Origin of the sequence: Arthrobacter sp. Ld5 (assembly GCF_051172775.1) — a bacterium.
GTDB lineage: Bacteria > Actinomycetota > Actinomycetes > Actinomycetales > Micrococcaceae > Arthrobacter_D.
In genome coordinates, this window is record NZ_JBPKBO010000020.1 from 19,227 (window position 1) to 38,967 (window position 19,741).

Here is a 19,741-nt window from a genome sequence, read left to right on the forward strand (position 1 = left end):
GCCTACGCTTCTCCTCTGATCATCCGAATAAACAGTTCGTGGACCCGCCGCTCGCCGGTGACCTCCGGGTGGAAGCTCGTGGCCAGCAGGTTCCCTGAACGCACTGCGACAATTCTAGCGACCGGTTCCAAGTCGGCGCCGTCCCCGTCCGGCGGGGGCCCGGGCTGGGGGGTCTCCGCCGCGGGCACCTGCGCCAGCACCTCGACGCCCTCGCCCACCTTCTCCACCCAGGGCGCGCGGATGAACACGGCCCGCACCGGATCGGTGCCGGACGCATCCCCGGTCGCGGCGAGACCGCCGAAGGCCAGATCCGTCTCGAAGGACTCGCGCTGCCGCCCGAACGCGTTGCGCCGCACCACCATGTCCAGCCCTCCGAGCGTCTGCTGCGGGTTGCCGAGGCGGTCCGTCGACGGATCCGCCAGGACGTCGGAGAGCATGATCATCCCGGCGCAGGAGCCGTAGACGGGCAACCCGCCGGCGATGCCCTCGCGCAGCGGCTCGGCCAGTCCGAAGGTGCGGGTGAGCTTGTCCATCGTCGTCGATTCCCCGCCGGGGATGATCAGGCCGTCCACGCCGGCCAGTTCCGAGGCCCGCCGGACGGGCACCGCGCGCCCGCCGAGGGACTCGATGGTCGCGATGTGCTCGCGGACGTCGCCCTGGACGGCGAGGACGCCGACGACGACGTCGGAGCGGGGCGGAGGAGCCGGGGCGGACGGGAAGGTCATCCTCCGATTCTAGGTTCTCCCGCCCCCGTCCTCGCCGGGGGCGTGAGGAGCGCCTCCCCGCCGCGTCCCGGGAAGGCCGGCCGGGCTGCGATAATTTGGAGGCATGAATCCCCTTCCAGTTCTCGTGGGCAAGGCTGCGCGCTTCGCCTCCCGCCTGCGCGGCGGCGGCTCCGCGTTCCCGGGCCTCGTGGTCGAACGTCTCGACCCCGGCTTCATGGGCCGCGCGCTGTCCACCCTCCCCCGCGGCGTCGTCGTCGTCAGCGGCACGAACGGCAAGACGACCACCACCAAGATGGTCGTGGAGCTCCTCGAGGGCCAGGGCCTCACGGTGTTCACCAACCGCACGGGCAGCAACTTCACGCGCGGCGTCGCCGCGGCCCTGCTCGGCGAGGTCGACTGGCGCGGGCGCCTCAGGGCCGACGTCGCCGTCCTGGAACTGGACGAGGCCCACGCCGTGCACTTCGTGAAGCTCGTCCCTCCCCGGTACTCCTTGCTGCTGAACGTCCTCCGCGACCAGCTGGACCGCTTCGGGGAGATCGACGCGACCACGCGCCTGCTCGAGCGGATCGCGCTCGCCACCACGGACACGGTGGTGCTGAACCGCGAGGATCCGCGCGTCGCCGGCCTGGCGGCGTCGATCACGGCGGCCGACGTCGTGTACTTCGGTCTCGACGCCTCGCTGCGCAGCACCTTCCCGAACGACGACGAACTGCGCGGCGCCGCGGGCACCGCCCCCGCCTCGGCGCTGCCCGCCGACGTCGTCCTCGCGTCCGTGGACGGCGCGTCGGCCACCTTCGACGTGGACGGCGCGACGACGCACACCCACCTCCGCCTGCGCGGCGTCTACAACATCTTCAACGCGGCGGCGGCCCTCGCGGCCGCCCGCGCCGTCCTCGGCGGCAGCGCGGACAACGGCCGCCTGTTCTCCTCCCTCGCCGCCGTGGAACCGGCGTTCGGCCGGGGCGAGAGCCTCGTCGTCGACGGCCAGGCCCTGGAACTGGTGCTGGTCAAGAATCCGAGCGGCTTCCGCCTGGGCCTGAAGTCCTTCGATCCCGCCGGGTGCGCCACCATGATCGCCATCAACGACAACTACGCCGACGGACGCGACATGTCCTGGCTGTGGGACGTGGACTTCGACTCGCTGGGTCTGGGCGGCGTGGACCTGGTCAGCGGGGTCCGCGCCTACGACATGGCACTGCGCCTGACGTACGACGACGTCCGGGTCGGCGCCGTCGAACCCGACACCACCGAAGCCCTCCGGCAGTTCATCCGGGTCGCCTCGGGGCGTCCGAAGCGCATCTTTTGTACCTACACCGCCATGCTCGCGGTACGCCGCGAGCTGTCCAAGATCACGAAGGTCGAGGTGGTCTCCTGATGAGTGACGCCCCATCCGCCGCCGCCCTCACCGGGGCCCCCACCGACCCGCAGAAGGGGTCGCTGCGCATCCTGCAGCTGTACCCGCGCGAGATGAATATCTACGGCGACTACGGCAACGTCCTCGTGCTGAAGCAGCGCCTGGCCTGGCGTGGCTACGGCGCGGAGATCCTCGAGCACAACGCGGGCGATCCGTTCCCGGACGACGTCGACATCATCGTCGGCGGCGGCGGCCAGGACAGCGGGCAGGTGGTCATCCAGGAGGACCTGCAGGCCATCGCCCCACGCCTGCGGGACCTCGCCGAGGACGGCACCCCGATGCTCCTCATCTGCGGGCTGTACCAGCTCTTTGGCAACAGCTTCCGCACCGTCGAGGGCACCGTGATCCCGGGCATCGGGGTGCTCGACCTCGAGACCCGCGGCGGCTCCGAGCGGCTCATCGGGAACGTCGTGGCCACGAGCGAGGAGTTCGGGGAGATCCACGGCTACGAGAACCACAGCGGGCAGACCTTCCTCGGCGACGGGCTGCGGCCCCTGGCGACCGTGGTCAAGGGCGCCGGCAACAACGCCGAGGAGAAGCACGAGGGCGCCCGCTACCGGAACATCGTTGCGAGCTACCTGCACGGCTCGCTGCTGCCCAAGAACCCGGCGATCGCCGACTTCCTCCTGCGTACCGCCGCCGAACGGAAGTTCGGTGCTTTCGAGCCCGGCGGGATCGACGACTCGCTCGCCGAGCTCGCCCGCCGGCCCCCGGTCAGGGGATGTCGCTGCGTGCCGCGTCCTGCCACAGCTCGCGGGCGTCGTAGCGGGTCAGGAACCCCTCGTCCTCGAGGGTCCGTGCACTGTCCTTGACCGCCCGGATGTAGCTTCCGTGGTTCCGGTATAGGCCGTCGAGCACGTCCTGCGACAGCGGCCGCTCGTAGCCCGCGATGAAGCAGAACGACGCCCCTGTGGCCGTGCCGTACCAGGTGCTGGTCGGCGCGTCGAGAAACGGCGAACGGAGCCCGCCCTGCACGTTGCCGAACTCGTCCAGCACGGGAGCCCCGTCACGGACCAGGATCGGCTCGGCACGCGGCGGTGCGATGCCCTCCCGTACCCAGAGGTCGAGGTTCCGGAGCGCGGCGTTGAAGAAGATGGAGCTCGGGAACCTGCTGCGTGGGCCCTCGTTGCACGACGCCGGCGGGACGGCGCGCCCTGCCGCGAGGATGTCCGCGGACGACGCCGAGAACGTCAGTTCGTCCGGCGTCGCGTGGCCGGCACCGGCCATCTCGTAGTGCCGGTACTCGTCGCCGGGCTCGTCGCTGTCCGCACGACGGGAGCCGATGCCGAGGAGGTAGTCGGACTGCGACATGATGCGCATGATCGGCACACCGACGTCCTCGAACTGGCGGCGGGTGTCGGTGGCCGGAGGAGCAGGCTCGCACTGGTTCATCGGGTAGGCGCCGGCGAAGGCACCACCGGCGACGGCGACGATGTAGGCGTCGTAGACGGGCTTTCCGTCGGACTCGACGACGAGCGGGTGCACGCCGTTGATGTAGTTCACGAGGTACCCGCCGGTCTGGGAGTAGCCGAAGCCGTAGGCGTGCTCCACCTGGGAGTCCCGTGCTCCGTAGCGCAGCGGGTTGTCGGCGTCGCTGCTCTTCAGCCACGCCCCCACCTGCGAGTAGATGTCCCAGATCAGCCCGTTCTCGGTGGTCCGGGCCGAATCGGCCGCGACCGTCGCGCAGTTGCGCGGATAATCCAGGGGCAGGGGGTTCGCGAAGGAGAGGGACGCGTACCGTTCCGGGTCGAAGTTCTTCAGCGCCTGCACGGCGATCGGCTTGGCGGTGATCCCCACCCAGGCGTCGCCGTTGGCCACGATCTGCTCCTGCGCCATGGCCCAGCCGATGTTGAGGTCGAACAGGTTGCTCGGGTTGAGCATCTCGACGACGACGTTGCCGCTGAACTTCTGGCCCTTGGCGGGCTTCCGGACGAGCACGCGGGTGGTGTACGGCGCGTCCTCGGTACGGATCTGGGCCGGCCCGGCGGACGGCCACGTGTAGACGTTCGAGGTGCCGCTGACCAGGTACTCCTCCTCCACGTAGCCCAGCCGTCCCAGGTCCTGCGGAACCTCCTGGTGATCGGCGGCGCCGAACGGGTAGGAGTCCTCGGTCGAGGCGAGGGGCCCCTCCACGGCGGGGATCGGCGTCGTGCCGTCCGGTGCCGGCGCGACCTTCGGCGCGGGCGGGGCCGCGCCGGCGGGGCCTGCCGACACGCCGAGACCCGTGAGCGCGAGGGACAGTGTCAGCAGGATGGATGTTCGGGAACGATGACTCATCGGTGCTCCTTCTCGAGGCCGGGCTGCACTGCCCGGCGCGCCTCGCATCGCAGCGGCGTCGGTGCCGTGCGCCCCCGCCCGGTGAGCGCCGGTCCGGGTGGACGCGAGATCATCAGGCAGCGAAGCATTTCGACACTAGAGAGGCGGGCGCGGCGGGGTCAAGGGTGGTGCGCGCAGGTGCAACAACGTGCAAAAGTTAGTTCCCATGAGCAACCCTTTCCTTGAGCCCAGCACCCTCGACTACCAGCTGCCCCCGTTCGCGGCCATCCGGGACGAGCACTACCTGCCCGCCTTCGATGCCGGCTTCGCGGAGCACATCGCCGAGATCGACCGCATCACGGGTTCCGGGGAACCGGCCTCCTTCGAGAACACGCTCGTCGCCCTCGAACGCGCCGGCGGCACGCTGGACCGCGTGTCGCGGGTCTTCTTCAGCAATTCCGTCAGCCACGCGACGGAGGCCATCCAGGAGCTTGAGCAGCGGATCGCTCCCCGCCTCGCGGAGCACGAGGACAACATCAAGCTCAACCGTGCCCTCTTCGAGCGCATCCGGGAGGTGCCCCTCGACGGGCTCGACGCCGAGTCGGTGCGGCTCGTCGAGGAGTACCTGCGCAGCTTCGTGCGCGCGGGGGCGGAGCTCGACGACGACGCACAGGCCACGCTGCGCGGACTCAACGCGGAACTGTCGGCGCTGAGCACCGAGTTCTCGCAGAAGCTGCTGAAGGACACGAACGATTCCGCGCTGCTCCTGGACTCCCCCGCGCAACTCGACGGGCTCTCCGCCGACGCCGTCTCCGCCGCGGCGACCGCGGCGGCGGAGGCCGGCCACGAGGGCAAGTACCTCCTGACCCTCATCCTGCCCACGGCGCAGCCGGCGCTGGAGTCGCTCACCGACCGCGACGTCCGCCGTCGCCTGCACGAGGCCTCCGTGACCCGCGGGGCACGCGGCAACGACGCCGACACCCTCGCCGTCGCCGTGCGCATGGCCGCCCTCCGCGCGGAGCGCGCCGCCCTCCTCGGCTTCTACACCCACGCGGCCGCGGCGACCGACAACCAGACGGCGCCGTCGCTGGAGGCGATCCTCGACCGCATGCGCGTCCTCGCGGCTCCGGCGGTCCGCAACGCCCGCGCCGAGGCCGCCGAACTCGAGGCCGAGGCCGGCCACCCCATCGAGCCGTGGGACTGGGCCTTCTATGCCGCGAAGGTGCGGAAGGCCAGGTTCGACGTCGACCTCGAGGCCCTGCGCCCCTACTTCGAGCTCGAGCGCGTACTCGTCGACGGCGTGTTCCACGCCGCGAACCGACTGTACGGGCTGACGTTCACGGAGCGCCCCGATCTCACGGGCTACCACCCGGACGTGCGTGTGTGGGAGGTCTTCAACGAGGACGGGTCCGGGCTCGGACTGTTCCTCGGCGACTTCTACACGCGCGACACGAAGAGCGGAGGGGCGTGGATGAACTCCTTCGTGGACCAGTCCCACCTCGAGGGCACGCGCGCGATCGTCATCAACAACCTCAACATCTCGACGCCGGGCGCCGGGGAGCCCACACTGCTCTCCTACGACCAGGTGGTCACCCTGTTCCACGAATTCGGCCACGCCCTGCACGGCCTGTTCTCCGACGTCACGTACCCGCTCTTCGCGGGCACGTCCGTGCCGCGCGACTTCGTCGAGTACCCGTCGCAGGTCAACGAGATGTGGATCCTGTGGCCGGAGATCGTGGCGCACTACGCGCGGCACCACGAGACAGGCGAGGCGCTCCCCCAGGACGTCATCGACCGCATCCACGCCGCGGGCGCCTGGGGTGAGGGATTCGAGACGACCGCCTACCTGGGCGCCACCCTGCTCGACCTCGCCTGGCACTCCCTGCCGGCCGGCACGGTGATCGAGGATCCGCTGGCCTTCGAGGCCGCAGCCCTCACCAATGCGGGCATCGACTTCGCGCCGGTCCCGCCCCGGTACCGCACCTCCTACTTCAAGCACATCTTCGCCGGCGGCTACGCCGCGTCCTACTACGCGTACATCTGGAGCGAGATGCTCGACGCCGACACCGTGGAGTGGTTCAAGTCCTCCGGAGGTCTCACCCGGGAGAACGGCGACCACTTCCGGCGCGAACTGCTCTCGCGCGGCAACAGCATCGATCCCCTGGAGGCGTTCCGCAGGTTCCGGGGGCGCGACGCGGACCTGCAGCCCCTGCTGGTCCGCCGCGGCCTCGCGTGAGGCAGCCCCCGGCCGGCGGTCGGCCGTGGTGAGCATCGCCGCGTGCCAGCGGCTGCAGTCCGCCTGGTGCGCGGCCCTCGCGTCGGCGACGGGCGGCAGGACGTTCTCCACGCACGGCGCCACCTGGGTGTGGCTGCCGGCGCGGCGGGAACTCATGATGATGTTCCCCGAGACGGTCCGCGCGTACGCCGTCCGGCCGGCCCTCGCCGAGGGCACGAGGCTCGGTGCGACCTCCGTACGGGTCTGGCTCAACGGCGCGGTGGACGGCACCGAGCTCGGCGACCTGGGGTTCGGTCCGAGCTGGCAGCCCTGGTGGATGGCGGCGCCCGTCTCCGCCGTCGTCCGGGCCGACGACGGCGCCGCCGTCCTCACCACCGACGTCCCCGACTACTCGGGGCCGCTGCAGCAGGAGCTGCGGGTGGTCCGGTCGCAGCCTCGCCAGGCCTGGCACGCCGTGACGCGCGATCGCGAGCACGGCAACATCTCGGGCGCCGCGTACTCGTTCTACCCGGCCGGCGTCGCAGGGCTGAAGGGGCTCGGCGGTATCCACCAGCTGGAGGTCCTGCCCGCCTACCAGCGGCGGGGGCTCGCGACGGCGCTGCTCAGCGCCACCGCGCGCGCCGCCGGAGCGGCGGGGGCGGTCGATCTTGCGGTGAACGCCACGCCGCAGGGTTTCGCGTTCCTCTCCCGCCGGGGGTTCACGCTCCTCGGTCGCGGGAAGACGTACGCCCTGGGACTCTGACCCGTTCGGCTGCCAGGACCGCCACCACGACGGCCCATAGCGCCGCGCCGGTCGCCGGCACCCCGTGCCGCCGGCGGAGTTCGTGCGTCGCGAAGCCGGTCCAGGCGATCTCCTCGAAAAGGTCCTCACCGGCCGTCGGTCCGGCGCAGGATTCGACCTCGCCGCGGGTCCCGCCACGAGGCAGGACGGCGCCGCCCGGGAACGCCGAAGGGCCGCAGCCTCGCGGCGGCGGCCCCTCGGGGACGTTCGGGTGGACTACCAGCCGCGCTCGGCCAGGCGGTGCGGCTGCGGGATCTCGTCGACGTTGATCCCGACCATGGCCTCGCCGAGGCCCCGGGAGACCTTGGCGATCATGTCGGGGTCGTCGTGGAACGTCGTCGCCTGGACGATGGCGTTCGCGCGCTCCGCCGGGTTGCCCGACTTGAAGATGCCGGAGCCCACGAAGACGCCGTCCGCGCCGAGCTGCATCATCATGGCCGCGTCGGCGGGGGTCGCGATACCGCCGGCGGTGAAGAGCACGACCGGCAGGCGGCCCGCCGCGGCGACCTCCTTCACGAGCTCGTACGGGGCCTGCAGTTCCTTGGCTGCCACGTACAGCTCGTCCTCGGCCATCGAGGACAGGCGGTTGATCTCCGAACGGATCTTGCGCATGTGCATCGTCGCGTTCGAGACGTCGCCGGTGCCGGCCTCGCCCTTCGACCGGATCATCGCGGCACCCTCGTTGATGCGCCGCAGGGCCTCGCCGAGGTTGGTGGCACCGCAGACGAAGGGGACCGTGAACTTCCACTTGTCGATGTGGTTGGTGAAGTCGGCGGGCGTCAGGACCTCGGACTCGTCGATGTAGTCGACGCCGAGGGACTGCAGGACCTGTGCCTCCACGAAGTGGCCGATACGCGCCTTGGCCATGACCGGGATGGAGACGGCAGCGATGATGCTGTCGATCATGTCGGGGTCGCTCATGCGGGAGACGCCGCCCTGGGCCCGGATGTCCGCGGGTACCCGCTCGAGCGCCATGACCGCGACGGCACCGGCATCCTCGGCGATGCGCGCCTGCTCGGCGGTGACGACATCCATGATGACGCCGCCCTTGAGCATCTCGGCCATCCCGCGCTTCACCCGGTTTCCACCGGTCTGTGCTGTGGTTGCCGAATTTCCTTCAACGGTGGACACAACTTGCCCCTAAAACGTAGATAAAAGCTGACACTTCATGATACGCGTCCCGCGACGGCCGCTCGGTCGCCCGGGCCCACCTCGCGACGTTCGAGTTCGTCGAGCAGCCGGTCGAGGGGTTCCTCCGGCCACCGCGAGGGCGTCCCCGCCGGGCCGTCCGCCGCCGGGCCTCCGCGCGTGGCGGCTCCCCGTTCCAGCAGGAGCAGCTCCGCCTGGGAGACGATGTGCAGGTCGGGTGGCAGGATCGCCGGGATGTGCGGCATCGCATGTCCTTCCTCTCAGCGTGGGTGGTCCCCCTTCAGACGGATCCGGCGACCACGAATCATCGCCTCCGCCGCGCAGGAATCGAGGCGGCGAAGCGAAGGATTGCCGGGTGTAAGGCGCCAATACTCAGCCTTTGAGCAGGATTGGCCCAAGGGCCCTTCCCGCCCGAAATGCCGCTGATAGCTTCATTCCGACACCGCCGCTCGGCAGCCCTCACCGGGCCCTTCCGGGCAGCAATGCGACTAAGCAGCTGGGGAGCTTGCTCATGCATTCACAGGACCGTGAAACACTCATCGTCGACAACCTGCCACTGGTCGGGTATCTCGTCTCTTCCTTGTGCGCCCGCGCCACGCACCTCTCCCGGGAGGACCTGGCGTCCGTCGGCGCGATCGCGCTCATCACCTCGGCGGACTCCTTCGACCCCACGCTCGGTGTGCCGTTCGGCGCGTACGCCCGGCGTCGCATCACCGGCGCCTTCGCGGACGAGATGCGGTCCAACGACTGGGCGCCACGCTCCGTCCGACGGCGGATCGGCGACACCCTGGGGGCGCAGGACTCCCTGGCGGCCACACTCGGGCGGAAGCCGACGACGGACGAGCTCGCCATGACGCTGGGCGTCAGCCGCCAGGAGGTCCATGCGGCGCTGGACGACGCCGCCCGCTCCGTGCACGTTCTCGACGACACCGTGCTCGACCTCGTCCCGGCACTGGACCAGCTGCCCGAGGCGTCCCTCCTCGCCGACGAGCAGATCCGCCACCTGCGGGCCGCCGTGGTCCATCTTCCCGAGCGGATGCGCCACATCATCGAGCAGGTCTTCTTCGAGGGCCGTTCGGTGACCGACGTCGCGGCCGAACTCGGCACCACGCACTCGGCCGTGTCCCAGCAGAAGTCCGAGGCGCTCCGGCTGCTGCACGACGGCCTCGCCACCCACTACTCCGACGTCCCCGGCGCGTCACCCGCACCGACGTCGAGGGTGGCTCCGAAGCGCCGCGCCGAGTACCTGTCCGCGCTGGGCACCGCACTGACGCCCCTGCGCGACCACGCGGCCGCGTTCGCCGGCGCCCGTCCGGTCCTCGCCTCCGCGTCCTGAGACACGAGGGACGCCGCCCGAACGGGGCCTAAGGCCCTTGGCCCCCCGCGTCACGGCACCTAGCGTCGGGCCATGTCACCGGAGTCCTGGCCCGAAGCCCCTGCCTGGGGTCTGCTGTACCGTGTGGCCGGGGTCGCGGGGATCCTCTTCGTCCTCTTCGGGATCGTCGCCCTCGTCCTCTACGCCCTGGACCCGCCGCCGGTGTCCGGCGGTGAGGCGACGCTGCGCTTCATCGCCGACCACAGGGCGTCCTACATCGCCCAGCAGCTCCTCTGGCTCGTTCCGTCCCTGTTCGGGCTGATCGTCTTCGTCGCCCTCCTGATCGCCCTGATGCCCAGCGGTCCCAGCCTCACGGTCCTGGGTTTCACGGTCGGCGCCGGGTCCTGGACCGCCCTGCTCGCCGTCCCGGTCACGAGCGAGGGAACGCTGTCCCTCGTGTACCTGAGCGACAGGTTCGCGGTGGAGACGGATGCGGCCGTGCGGGCGTCGCTGGTCGCCGCGGCCGAGGCGTTCGTGGCGGAGAACAACACGGTCGCGCTCGCCGGGGCGCTCACACCGCTGGGGCTCCTCCTGATCTCGCTGCCCATGACCCGGGGCGTGCTTCCCCGCTGGATCGGATGGCTTGGGATCGTCGCCGGGACGCTCGGCCTCGTCAGCGAGGTCCTCCGTTTCGCCGTGCCGGGCCTCTATGCCGTGTACGGCCCGCTCCTGTGGGCGTGGTTCGCCGCCGTCGGCGTCGCGCTCCTGCGGTTGCCGGGAGAGGTCAGGCAGCCGGCCGCGGTTCGCGGGACTGCCGCCGGACGGCGCTGATGCGCTGGTAGATGGTGATCAGGCTCGCGGCGGCGAGGACGACGAGCACCGCGAGCAGGAACCCTTCGGGCAGCCCGAGCCCCGTGAGGCCGGTGACCACGAGGACGGACACGAGGCGCTCCGCGCGCTCCGCCAGTCCCACGTTCGCGGTGAACCCGAGCGACTCCGCCTTCGCGCGTGCGTAGGACACGATCATGCCGAGGACGAGGCAGGCCAGGGCCGCGATCGCGACGGGCGTGTTCTGCCCGCCCGTGAAGAACCAGATGGCGACGCCGGCGAAGAGCGCGCCGTCGGCGATGCGGTCGAGCGTGGAGTCCAGGAAGTTGCCCCAGAGGCCGCTGCGACCCTTGATCCTGGCCATGATGCCGTCCACGAGGTCGGAGAACACGAACAGCGTGATGAACACCGTGCCCCAGAACAGCTGGCCGAGCGGGTAGAGCACCAGCGCGCCGCCGGCGACGCCGATGGTCCCGGTGATGGTCACGGCGTCGGGCGTGACGCCCCATTTCAGGAGCAGCCGCGCCAGGGGCGTGAAGAGCCGTGTGAAGAAGCCCCTCGCGTACTTGTTGAGCATCAGGAGGCCGATCCGGCCCGGTCGGCGGCGGACCACGCCGTGGCGACCTGCTCGCGCACGTCACCGAGCGTCTGCGTGATGGCCTTGGTCTGGGCGATGATCGGCAGGAAGTTGCCGTCCCCACCCCAGCGCGGCACCACGTGCTGGTGCAGGTGGGCTGCGATGCCGGCGCCGCCCGTGACGCCCTGGTTCATGCCCAGGTTGAACCCGGAGGGGTTGGAGACCCGGCGCAGCACGCGCATCGCCGTCTGCGTGAGGGCCGCGATCTCCGCGGTCTCGGCGTCGTCGATGTCCGTGTAGTCGGGCACGTGTCGGTACGGGCAGACCAGGAGGTGGCCGGCGTTGTAGGGGAACAGGTTGAGCAGCACGAAGGCGTGGGTGCCCCGGTGGACGATCAGGGCGTCCTCGTCGCCGAGGTGCGGTGCGCGGCAGAACGGGCAGGAGTCCTCCGTGGTCACCTGCTCCTGCCCCCCCTTGATGTAGGCGAGGCGGTGCGGGGTCCACAGCCGCTGGAAGGCGTCGGGCACGCCGGCGAGTTCGAACCCGTCGGTGACCTCCCGGTCCCCCGGGTAGGACGCCGGCGGCCCGGCGAGGAAGGAGGTCTCCGGACTGTCGGCGTCGGCCATCAGAGGGTCGCCTCCCTGCTGCGAACCGCCTCCACGATGCGGCGGACGGCCTCGTCGACCGGCACCTGGTTGTCCTGGCTGCCGTCGCGGAACCGGAAGGAGACCGCGTTCGCCTCCTGGTCCTCGCCTCCGGCGATGAGGACGAACGGAACCTTCTCCTTGCTCGCCGTCCGGATCTTCTTCGGGAAGCGGTCGGACCCGGCGTCCACCTGTGCGCGGATCCCCTCGGCCTTGAGCTTGTCGACGACGTCGAACAGGTAGTCGTTGAACGCCTCGGCCACGGGGACGGCGAGCACCTGCACCGGTGCCAGCCAGGCGGGGAACGCCCCGGCGTAGTGCTCGGTGAGGACGCCCATGAAGCGCTCGATCGAGCCGAACAGGGCCCGGTGGATCATGACCGGGCGCTGGCGGGAGCCGTCCGCCGCCTGGTATTCGAGCTCGAAGCGCTCGGGCAGGTTGAAGTCCAGCTGGATGGTGGACATCTGCCAGGTGCGGCCGATCGCGTCGCGCGCCTGGACGGAGATCTTCGGGCCGTAGAACGCGGCTCCCCCCGGATCGGGCACGAGCTCCAGGCCCGAGGCCTCGGCGACCTCGGCGAGGGTGCGGGTGGCCTCGTCCCAGATGTCCTCCGAGCCCACCGACTTCTCCGGGTTGCGCGTGGAGAGTTCCAGGTAGAAGTCGTCGAGCCCGTAGTCCTTCAGCAGGCCGAGCACGAAGTTCAGCGTCCCGGTGAGCTCGTCCTTCATCTGCTCGCGGGTGCAGTAGATGTGGGCGTCGTCCTGGGTCATGCCCCGGACGCGCGTGAGGCCGTGCACCACGCCGGACTTCTCGTAGCGGTAGACCGACCCGAATTCGAACAGGCGCAGCGGCAGTTCACGGTAGGACCGCCCGCGGGACCTGAAGACGAGGTTGTGCATGGGGCAGTTCATGGGCTTGAGGTAGTAGTCCTGCCCGGGCTTGCGGACGGTGCCGTCCTCGTTCAGCTCCTCGTCGACGTGCATGGCCGGGAACATGCCGTCCCGGTACCAGTCGAGGTGCCCGGAGACCTCGTAGAGGTGCCCCTTCGTGATGTGGGGTGTGTAGACGAACTCGTACCCGGCGTCGGTGTGGCGCTGGCGGGAGTAGTCCTCCATGGCCTTGCGGATGACCCCGCCCTTGGGGTGGAACACGGGCAGGCCGGAGCCGAGTTCGTCCGGGAAGGAGAACAGGTCGAGCTCCGTGCCGAGGCGACGGTGATCGCGCCGCTCGGCCTCGGCCAGCCGCTCCTGGTAGGCCTTGAGGGCGTCCTTGGTCGGCCACGCCGTGCCGTAGATGCGCTGCAGCTGCTTGTTCTTCTCGCTGCCGCGCCAGTAGGCGGCCGCCGACCGCGTGAGCGCGTACGCGTTGGAGATGAGCTTGGTGTTGGGCAGGTGGGGGCCGCGGCACAGGTCCTTCCACACGACGTCGCCGGACTTGCGGTCCACGTTGTCGTACACGGTCAGCTCACCGGCGCCGACCTCCACGGAGGCGCCGTCCTCGTCCGTGGCACCGCCCTTCAGGCCGATCAGCTCGAGCTTGTACGGCTCGTCCTTCATGGCCTCGCGGGCCTCGTCCTCGGACACCACGCGCCGGACGAAGCGCTGGTTGGCGTTGACGATCTTCAGCATCATCTTCTCGAGCTGCTTGAGCTCGTCGGGCGTGAAGGGCTCCTCGACGTCGAAGTCGAAGTAGAAGCCGTCCGTGATGTACGGGCCGATCCCCAGCTGCGCCCCGGGGCGCAGCTGCTGCACGGCCTGCGCCATGACGTGCGCGGCGGAGTGGCGGAGGACCTCCAGCCCGTCGGGGTCCTCGAGCGTGACCCCCTCGACGGCGGCGCCGTCGGGCAGTTCCCGGTCGAGGTCCATCAGGGCGCCGTCGACCCGCATGACGACGACGTCGCGCCGCTCGGAGAACAGCTCCGTGCCGGTGGTGCCCGTCGTCGCCTGCGTGTCTTCGCCGTCGACGATGAGTTTCATGGACTGCGGCGCTGACACGGAGGGTCTCCTTGGGGAATCGGAACAGGGGCGCCCGACAGGGCGGGACGGCACCCGGTGAGCCCGGGGACCGTCCTGCTGATCGTATCGGGTGCGTGCAGGGCCGACCAACAGGCCCGCCCGGGGACGACGGCGGAGTGCCATCCGGACGCTACCGCTCCCGCCGCACCCGCAGCTCGTACTCGATGAACGCATCGATCATGGCGCGGTACGTCTGCTCGACGACGGTCGGGTCCACGCCCTGCGCCGACGCGTAGCCGCGGACGTTGGCGATGACCTGCTCCACCCGGGCCGGGGCGCGGACGGACGCGTCGTCCCGTTTGAGGGCGCCGGCCCTCCGGACGAGCCGCTCGCGGCGGGAGATGAGGGACACGATCTGCTCGTCCACCTCGTTGATGGCCACGCGGACGGCGGCCAACTGCTTCACGCTCTGGTCATCCTCGGGTTCAGCCATGCCGGAAGCCTACCCGCGCATGCGCCGCGCGCAACGGGTTCCACGGGACGGCCGCGCAGGAATGAGCCGCGGCGTCTCCGCGTTGACCACCGTGCGGGGCCATCCGGGCCCGCACCCTTCCAGCATCCGCGCGCGGGGACGCCGCGCGCACAGACGAGGAGCACCGTGGACTACACGCCAGAAGCAGGATCCATCACCATGTTCTCCACCACGTGGTGCGGGTACTGCCGTCGCCTGAAGTCCCAGCTCTCCGCCCAGGGCATCGGCTTCACCGAGATCAACATCGAGGAGGTGGACGGCACCGCGGAGCTCGTGGCCTCCCTGAACGGCGGCAACCAGACGGTGCCGACCGTCATCTTCCCCGACGGCAGCACCGCCACCAACCCGTCGCTCGCCGAGGTCCAGGCGAGGATCGCCGCGTAGGACCGCCGCCCCCCGCGGCACCGCGCCGTCCCCATATGCTGGGAGCGGCGGTCGGTCACCCGGCCGCCGCCCCCAGCGGAAGGACAGCAACACATGGTGCACAAAGTTCAGGGCGTCGTGGTGCGGGTGAAGGACGCCCCCGCCACCATCGAGACCATCCTGGTCCCGGATCCCGGGCCCGGCGAGGCCCTCGTCGACATCCTCACCTGCGGCGTCTGCCACACGGACCTGCACTACAAGCAGGGCGCCATCAACGACGAGTTCCCGTTCCTCCTCGGCCACGAGGCCACCGGCGTGGTGAGTGCGGTCGGCGAGGACGTCACGACGGTCGCTCCCGGCGACCGCGTGATCCTGAACTGGCGCGCCGTGTGCGGCGAGTGCCGGGCGTGCCGCCGGGGTGAGCCGCAGTACTGCTTCGCCACGCACAACGCCACCCAGAAGATGACCCTCGAGGACGGCACCGAACTGACCGCGGCCCTCGGCATCGGCGCGTTCGCGGAGAAGACCCTCGTCGCGGCCGGCCAGTGCACCAAGGTGGACCCGGCGGCCGACGCCGCCGCCGTGGGCCTGCTGGGGTGCGGCGTCATGGCCGGGATCGGCGCGGCGATCAACACGGGCAACGTGTCCCGCGGCGACTCCGTCGCCGTCATCGGCTGTGGCGGCGTGGGGATCGCGGCCGTCGCCGGGGCGAAGCTCGCCGGGGCCACGCGGATCATCGCCGTCGACATCGACGACCGGAAGCTCGAGCTCGCGAAGGGCCTCGGCGCCACGCACGTCCTGAACTCGAAGGAGAAGGACCCCGTGGAGGCCATCCGGGCGCTGACCGGAGGCAACGGCGCCGACGTCGTGATCGACGCCGTCGGACGCCCCGAGACGTACAAGCAGGCGTTCTACGCTCGCGACCTCGCCGGGACCGTGGTGCTCGTCGGGGTCCCCAACCCGGAGATGACCGTCGAACTGCCGCTGCTCGACGTCTTCGGGCGTGGCGGCTCCCTGAAGTCCTCCTGGTACGGGGACTGCCTGCCGAGCCGGGACTTCCCGATGCTCGTCGACCACTACCTGCAGGGCACCCTCGACCTGGACGCCTTCGTCACCGAGCGCATCCGGCTCGACCAGGTGGAGGAGGCCTTCGACAAGATGCACGGCGGCACGGTCCTCCGCTCGGTGGTGGAGCTCTGATGGCCGCGCGGGTGGAGCACCTCGTCACCTCGGGCACCTTCTCGCTCGACGGCGGCACCTGGGACGTCGACAACAACGTCTGGATCGTGGGCGACGACGACGAGTGCGTGGTCATCGACGCCCCGCACGACGCCGCGGCGATCGTGGAGCAGGTCGGGGGACGGACGGTCAGGGCGATCCTCCTCACCCACGCGCACGACGACCACATCCGCGCGGTCGGCGACCTGGTCGACGCCGTGCACGCGCCGGTCCTCCTGCACGACGGCGACCGCCCCCTGTGGGACATGGTGTTCCCCGACAGGGCTCCCGACCGGCCGGTCGGCGACGGCGACACGATCGACGTCGCCGGGGTGACCCTGCGCGCGCTGCACACGCCGGGCCACTCCCCCGGCTCCGTGTGCTACTACCTTGAGGATGCGGGCACCGTCTTCACCGGGGACACGCTGTTCCAGGGCGGCCCCGGGGCGACGGGGCGCTCCTACAGCGACTTCCCGACGATCATCGAGTCCATCCGGACGAGGCTGCTCACGCTGCCGCCGGAGACCGTCGCCCGGACCGGGCACGGGGACAGCACCACGATCGGGGCCGAGGCCCCGCACCTGCAGGAGTGGATCCGGCGCGGATCCTGACGCCCGGCGGCGTCCGGTCTCAGGACGGGCCGGACGCCCAGAGCGCGCCGAGCGCGCCGGTCTCCCCCGTGTCGCCGGTGAGCGGGACGACGCCGCCGTACGCGGCGAGCAGCGCGGCCTCGACGTCGTCGACGGTCACCCCCGGCGCGAGGTCCTCGACGGCGCCCGCGGTGGAGGGGCGCCACGTCAGCCCCAGGCCCGCGTAGGCGTCGGCCAGGACCTCCCGCAGGGGCGCGGCGTCCTCGACGACGATCACCGACGAGAACAGCCAGGCGCCCGCGACCACCCGCTGGGCGGTCCCGACGAGCTTGATCGCCGGGACGCCGCCGAACCTCCCGTGCACGCTGAACTCGCCCGGGCAGTACTCCCCCGGCACCTCGCCCACGTGGGCGTCGGCCCCGACGTCGGCGAGCACCCCTGCGAAGAAGTCCCCGAACGCCGCGAAGCGCGCCCGGGTGAGGGCCACGGCGTCGTGCGCCGGCTCGATGTGGTCGACCACGAGGCAGCCCCGATGGTAGGCGGCGGCGCGGCCGCCGGCCCGCCGCACGAGCGGCGTGAAACCGCGCCGGGCCACGGCGGCCGCGGCCTCGCCGAACCCGGGCAGCCGGGCGTCCCGCTGGCCGAAGGCGACCGTGGGGGCCGGACGGTAGAGCCGCAGGGTCGGCGGCCGGTCCCCGGCGGCGACCTCCCGCAGGAGGCCGATCCCGCGGTCGAGGTCGGCGGCGGCGTCGTCGGACGCCGGATCACGGACCAGTACCAGCCCGGGTGCGCCCTGCCACGGAGTGCTCATCCGTCCATCGTAGGCAGTCGGCGCCCCGGGCTGCGCCGCAGGCTCCTAGCGGCCGCCGTCGATCGCGCGGCTGCGCTGCTCGATGCCGGGGACGCCGTACGGGTAGTCGGAGAACGTCGGGGCGCTGACCTCGTCCAAGCGTCCGAGTTCCTCCGGGGTCAGCTCCAGGTCGGCGGAGGCGAGGTTGTCGGCCAGCTGCTCCTGCGTCCGGGCACCGAGGATCACGGACGTCACGCCGGGCTTCGCCGCCACCCAGGCGAGCGCCACGTGCGAGGCGTTGACGCCGCGGTCGGAGGCGATGCCGGTCACGGTGTCGATGATCCGCCAGGTGCGCTCCTGGGCGTTGCGCTGCTCCCACGCCTCCATGCCGCGCTGCGGGTTCTCGCCGAGGCGGGTGGCCCCCGTGGGCTCGGTGTCGCGCGTGTACTTGCCCGTCAGCCAGCCGCCGCCCAGCGGCGACCACGGGAGCATGCCCATGCCGGCGTCGAGCACGGCCGGCACGATCTCCGCCTCGATCTCGCGCACGAGCAGCGAGTACTGGGGCTGCAGGGTGACCGGGAGGCTGTAGCCGCGCTGCCGGGCGATCATCACGGCCTTCGTCAGCTGCCACCCGGTGTAGTTCGAGAAGCCGTAGTAGCCGATCTTGCCCTGGACCACGGCCTCGTTCAGGAAGCCGAGGGTCTCCTCGAGCGGGGTCAGCGGGTCCCACGAGTGGACCTGGTAGAGGTCGATGTGGTCGACGCCGAGGCGGGTCAGCGACGCGTCCAGGGCCTTGCGGAGGTGGCGCCGGGAGAGACCGAGGTCGTTGACGTCCTCGCCCATCGGGAACCGGCCCTTGGACGCGAGCACCATGCGGTCCCGCTCCGCCGGGTTCTTCGCGAGCCACCGCCCGATGATCTCCTCCGACGCGCCGGCGGTGTAGACGTCCGCGGTGTCGATCAGGTTGCCGCCCGCGGCGGCGTAGTCCGACAGGATGGCGTGGGAGCCCGCCTCGTCCGCTTCCGCCCCGAAGGTCATCGTGCCGAGGGCGAGGTGCGACACCGAGGTGCCGCTGTTGCCGAGTGTCCGATACTGCATGGGTGCTCCTTCGTCAGGGCGCCGGGCGGCGCCGTCGTCGGTGGGGTGTCATGGGCGACACGCGGAAGGGCGCCGTCGGGACGACGGCGCCCTTCCGGGTGGTGTCAGTCGCTGATCGTGACGCCCTTCCAGAAAGCGTAGTGACCGCGGATGTTCTCCGCCGCCTCCTTCGGCTCCGGGTAGGTCCAGGCCGCGTCCGGGTTCTGCTGGCCGTCGACGGTCAGCGTGTAGTAGCTGGCCGTGCCCTTCCAGTGGCAGACGGTCTGCGTGTCGGAGGGCCGGAAGTATTCCTGCGCAATGGATTCCGGCGGGAAGTAGTGGTTCCCCTCGACCATCACCGTCGTGTCCGACCGGGCGATGACGGTGTCCTTCCAGAGTGCCTTCGGCATGCTTCCTCCTCCTCGACGGCGTCCGGCCCCGCGGCGCGGACTGCGTACCCCGTGCAACCCGCGGGCGGGCCGGGGCATTCCGTCGGGCGTCAGAGCCGCCGGACCGTGAGGATCTGCTCCAGCCGGCCGAAGGGCCCGTCGAGGTCGTGCACCACGCTGGAGGTCAGGCCCACGCCGTGCTCGCCGAAGGTCACGCGGGTGTCCAGGCCCAGCCACTCCCCGCGCGGCATGCGGTGCAGGTGGATCTGCAGGTCCACGTTGGGGAACATCCAGCTGTCGCCTCCGGGCTCCACACGGGAGGCGATCCCGTTGGCGGCGTCCATCATCCCGACCAGCCGCACGACGTCGGGGGCCTGACGTCCCTCCACCATGGCGTGGGGGTTCCGCATCCAGACCTGCCCCCGGCCGGGCCGGTGCCCGGGCACCACCCGGACCTCCAGCGACCTGATGAAACCGCCCGGCCACGCCGTCATGCCCTCGTGGGGTCCGGCCTCGTCGGGGCCCGGCATGCTCGGGTCCTCCGCGGCGGCGACGTCGGCGGTGTCCTGCGTGGCGAGTCGCCAGGCCCTGGCGACGATCGCCGTCCGTCCGGCCGCCTCCATGCGGGCCTCGACCAGTTCGATGGTGCGGCCCGGACGCACGACGGCCGTGGTCACGTAGAATTCACCACCGGGGATCATCCCGAGGATGTCGAAGCTCACCCGGCTGAGCTGCATGCCGTCGCGGGGCTCGCATTCGAGCAGGCACTGCGTGAGCAGGCCGGAGATCGGCGCCATGTGCTGCTCCTGCGGGTTCCAGGCGCCCTGGGCGTGGATGGTCGACTCGAATTTGCCGCTGCCGAGATCACGGTAGAAAGAATTCACCCGCCCATGCTAGGCGAC

Annotated in this window: 21 protein-coding genes; 9 read left to right on the forward strand and 12 right to left on the reverse strand. The window is 71.0% G+C overall.

The features are described 5' to 3' along the window. Nucleotides 1-2 precede the first annotated feature (2 nt). Nucleotides 3-725 carry a pyridoxal 5'-phosphate synthase glutaminase subunit PdxT gene (pdxT, locus tag ACSGDB_RS10055; protein WP_434994513.1) on the reverse strand — a complete coding sequence of 241 codons (723 nt, stop codon included), beginning with the start codon at nucleotides 723-725 and terminating at the stop codon, nucleotides 3-5. A 103-nt stretch (nucleotides 726-828) separates the two neighbouring features. Here pdxT and ACSGDB_RS10060 point away from each other — a divergent pair, with 103 nt between their 5' ends. Together ACSGDB_RS10060 and ACSGDB_RS10065 are read left to right on the forward strand one after the other, a co-directional pair. Further along, on the forward strand, nucleotides 829-2,100 hold the full coding sequence (locus ACSGDB_RS10060; RefSeq protein ID WP_434994515.1) for a MurT ligase domain-containing protein: 1,272 nt from the start codon (nucleotides 829-831) through the stop codon (nucleotides 2,098-2,100). Beyond that, nucleotides 2,100-2,951, forward strand: coding sequence for a type 1 glutamine amidotransferase (locus ACSGDB_RS10065; protein WP_434994516.1), 852 nt, complete (start codon nucleotides 2,100-2,102; stop codon nucleotides 2,949-2,951). Before ACSGDB_RS10060 ends, ACSGDB_RS10065 begins: the two co-directional genes overlap by 1 nt. On the opposite strand, the gene ACSGDB_RS10070 is transcribed toward ACSGDB_RS10065, so the two are convergent. Then, nucleotides 2,854-4,416 carry an alpha/beta hydrolase domain-containing protein gene (locus ACSGDB_RS10070; protein WP_434994517.1) on the reverse strand — a complete coding sequence of 521 codons (1,563 nt, stop codon included), beginning with the start codon at nucleotides 4,414-4,416 and terminating at the stop codon, nucleotides 2,854-2,856. The two genes, ACSGDB_RS10065 and ACSGDB_RS10070, sit on opposite strands and share 98 nt — an antisense overlap. A gap of 205 nt (nucleotides 4,417-4,621) precedes the next feature. Here ACSGDB_RS10070 and ACSGDB_RS10075 point away from each other — a divergent pair, with 205 nt between their 5' ends. Both ACSGDB_RS10075 and ACSGDB_RS10080 read left to right on the forward strand, forming a co-directional pair. Continuing rightward, complete coding sequence (locus ACSGDB_RS10075) at nucleotides 4,622-6,631, forward strand: M3 family metallopeptidase (protein WP_434994518.1); 2,010 nt, start codon at nucleotides 4,622-4,624, stop codon at nucleotides 6,629-6,631. 25 nt (nucleotides 6,632-6,656) lie between these two features. Beyond that, nucleotides 6,657-7,373: a GNAT family N-acetyltransferase gene (locus ACSGDB_RS10080; protein WP_434994520.1), complete on the forward strand. Its 717-nt coding sequence runs from the start codon at nucleotides 6,657-6,659 to the stop codon at nucleotides 7,371-7,373. Between the two features lie 255 nt (nucleotides 7,374-7,628). Here ACSGDB_RS10080 and pdxS read toward each other — a convergent pair whose 3' ends face one another. Then, nucleotides 7,629-8,543 (reverse strand): pyridoxal 5'-phosphate synthase lyase subunit PdxS, encoded by a 915-nt coding sequence (pdxS, locus tag ACSGDB_RS10085; RefSeq protein ID WP_434994522.1) that lies wholly within the window; start codon nucleotides 8,541-8,543, stop codon nucleotides 7,629-7,631. A 35-nt stretch (nucleotides 8,544-8,578) separates the two neighbouring features. Continuing rightward, on the reverse strand, nucleotides 8,579-8,806 hold the full coding sequence (locus ACSGDB_RS10090; protein ID WP_434994523.1) for a hypothetical protein: 228 nt from the start codon (nucleotides 8,804-8,806) through the stop codon (nucleotides 8,579-8,581). A gap of 266 nt (nucleotides 8,807-9,072) precedes the next feature. On the opposite strand from ACSGDB_RS10090, the gene ACSGDB_RS10095 reads away from it, so the two are divergent. Together ACSGDB_RS10095 and ACSGDB_RS10100 are read left to right on the forward strand one after the other, a co-directional pair. Continuing rightward, the gene (locus tag ACSGDB_RS10095) at nucleotides 9,073-9,897 is read left to right on the forward strand and encodes a sigma-70 family RNA polymerase sigma factor (RefSeq protein WP_434994525.1); all 825 of its coding nucleotides are present in this window, start codon (nucleotides 9,073-9,075) and stop codon (nucleotides 9,895-9,897) included. Nucleotides 9,898-9,969: 72 nt separating this feature from the next. Continuing rightward, entirely contained in the window at nucleotides 9,970-10,707 is a 738-nt protein-coding gene (locus ACSGDB_RS10100) for a DUF4386 family protein (RefSeq protein WP_434994526.1), read from the forward strand. On the opposite strand, the gene pgsA is transcribed toward ACSGDB_RS10100, so the two are convergent. The 4 genes from pgsA to ACSGDB_RS10120 form a co-directional block, all read right to left on the reverse strand. Next, nucleotides 10,661-11,281, reverse strand: coding sequence for a phosphatidylinositol phosphate synthase (gene pgsA / locus ACSGDB_RS10105; RefSeq protein WP_434994548.1), 621 nt, complete (start codon nucleotides 11,279-11,281; stop codon nucleotides 10,661-10,663). The two genes, ACSGDB_RS10100 and pgsA, sit on opposite strands and share 47 nt — an antisense overlap. Next, on the reverse strand, nucleotides 11,281-11,907 hold the full coding sequence (locus ACSGDB_RS10110) for an HIT family protein (protein WP_434994528.1): 627 nt from the start codon (nucleotides 11,905-11,907) through the stop codon (nucleotides 11,281-11,283). Before ACSGDB_RS10110 ends, pgsA begins: the two co-directional genes overlap by 1 nt. After that, nucleotides 11,907-13,901, reverse strand: a complete 1,995-nt coding sequence (gene thrS, locus ACSGDB_RS10115; protein ID WP_434994550.1) for a threonine--tRNA ligase — start codon at nucleotides 13,899-13,901, stop codon at nucleotides 11,907-11,909. The genes ACSGDB_RS10110 and thrS overlap by 1 nt, the downstream gene beginning before the upstream one ends. Before the next feature lie 169 nt (nucleotides 13,902-14,070). Continuing rightward, entirely contained in the window at nucleotides 14,071-14,373 is a 303-nt protein-coding gene (locus ACSGDB_RS10120; protein ID WP_434994529.1) for a chorismate mutase, read from the reverse strand. A gap of 165 nt (nucleotides 14,374-14,538) precedes the next feature. Between ACSGDB_RS10120 and ACSGDB_RS10125 the strand changes: the two genes are divergently transcribed. The 3 genes from ACSGDB_RS10125 to ACSGDB_RS10135 all read left to right on the forward strand — a co-directional run bounded on the left by ACSGDB_RS10125 (nucleotide 14,539) and on the right by ACSGDB_RS10135 (nucleotide 16,604). Further along, on the forward strand, nucleotides 14,539-14,796 hold the full coding sequence (locus ACSGDB_RS10125) for a mycoredoxin (RefSeq protein WP_434994530.1): 258 nt from the start codon (nucleotides 14,539-14,541) through the stop codon (nucleotides 14,794-14,796). 93 nt (nucleotides 14,797-14,889) lie between these two features. After that, the gene (locus tag ACSGDB_RS10130; RefSeq protein ID WP_434994531.1) at nucleotides 14,890-15,975 is read left to right on the forward strand and encodes an S-(hydroxymethyl)mycothiol dehydrogenase; all 1,086 of its coding nucleotides are present in this window, start codon (nucleotides 14,890-14,892) and stop codon (nucleotides 15,973-15,975) included. Next, nucleotides 15,975-16,604, forward strand: a complete 630-nt coding sequence (locus tag ACSGDB_RS10135) for an MBL fold metallo-hydrolase (RefSeq protein ID WP_434994532.1) — start codon at nucleotides 15,975-15,977, stop codon at nucleotides 16,602-16,604. Before ACSGDB_RS10130 ends, ACSGDB_RS10135 begins: the two co-directional genes overlap by 1 nt. Before the next feature lie 19 nt (nucleotides 16,605-16,623). Here ACSGDB_RS10135 and ACSGDB_RS10140 read toward each other — a convergent pair whose 3' ends face one another. From ACSGDB_RS10140 to ACSGDB_RS10155, 4 genes are all read right to left on the reverse strand, one after another. Continuing rightward, nucleotides 16,624-17,394, reverse strand: a complete 771-nt coding sequence (locus tag ACSGDB_RS10140) for a lipoate--protein ligase family protein (protein ID WP_434994533.1) — start codon at nucleotides 17,392-17,394, stop codon at nucleotides 16,624-16,626. Nucleotides 17,395-17,439: 45 nt separating this feature from the next. Next, on the reverse strand, nucleotides 17,440-18,471 hold the full coding sequence (locus ACSGDB_RS10145; protein WP_434994534.1) for an aldo/keto reductase: 1,032 nt from the start codon (nucleotides 18,469-18,471) through the stop codon (nucleotides 17,440-17,442). Between the two features lie 104 nt (nucleotides 18,472-18,575). Beyond that, on the reverse strand, nucleotides 18,576-18,860 hold the full coding sequence (locus tag ACSGDB_RS10150; RefSeq protein ID WP_434994535.1) for a DUF427 domain-containing protein: 285 nt from the start codon (nucleotides 18,858-18,860) through the stop codon (nucleotides 18,576-18,578). Nucleotides 18,861-18,949: 89 nt separating this feature from the next. Continuing rightward, nucleotides 18,950-19,723, reverse strand: coding sequence for a thioesterase family protein (locus ACSGDB_RS10155; RefSeq protein ID WP_434994536.1), 774 nt, complete (start codon nucleotides 19,721-19,723; stop codon nucleotides 18,950-18,952). Between the last annotated feature and the right edge of the window lie 18 nt (nucleotides 19,724-19,741).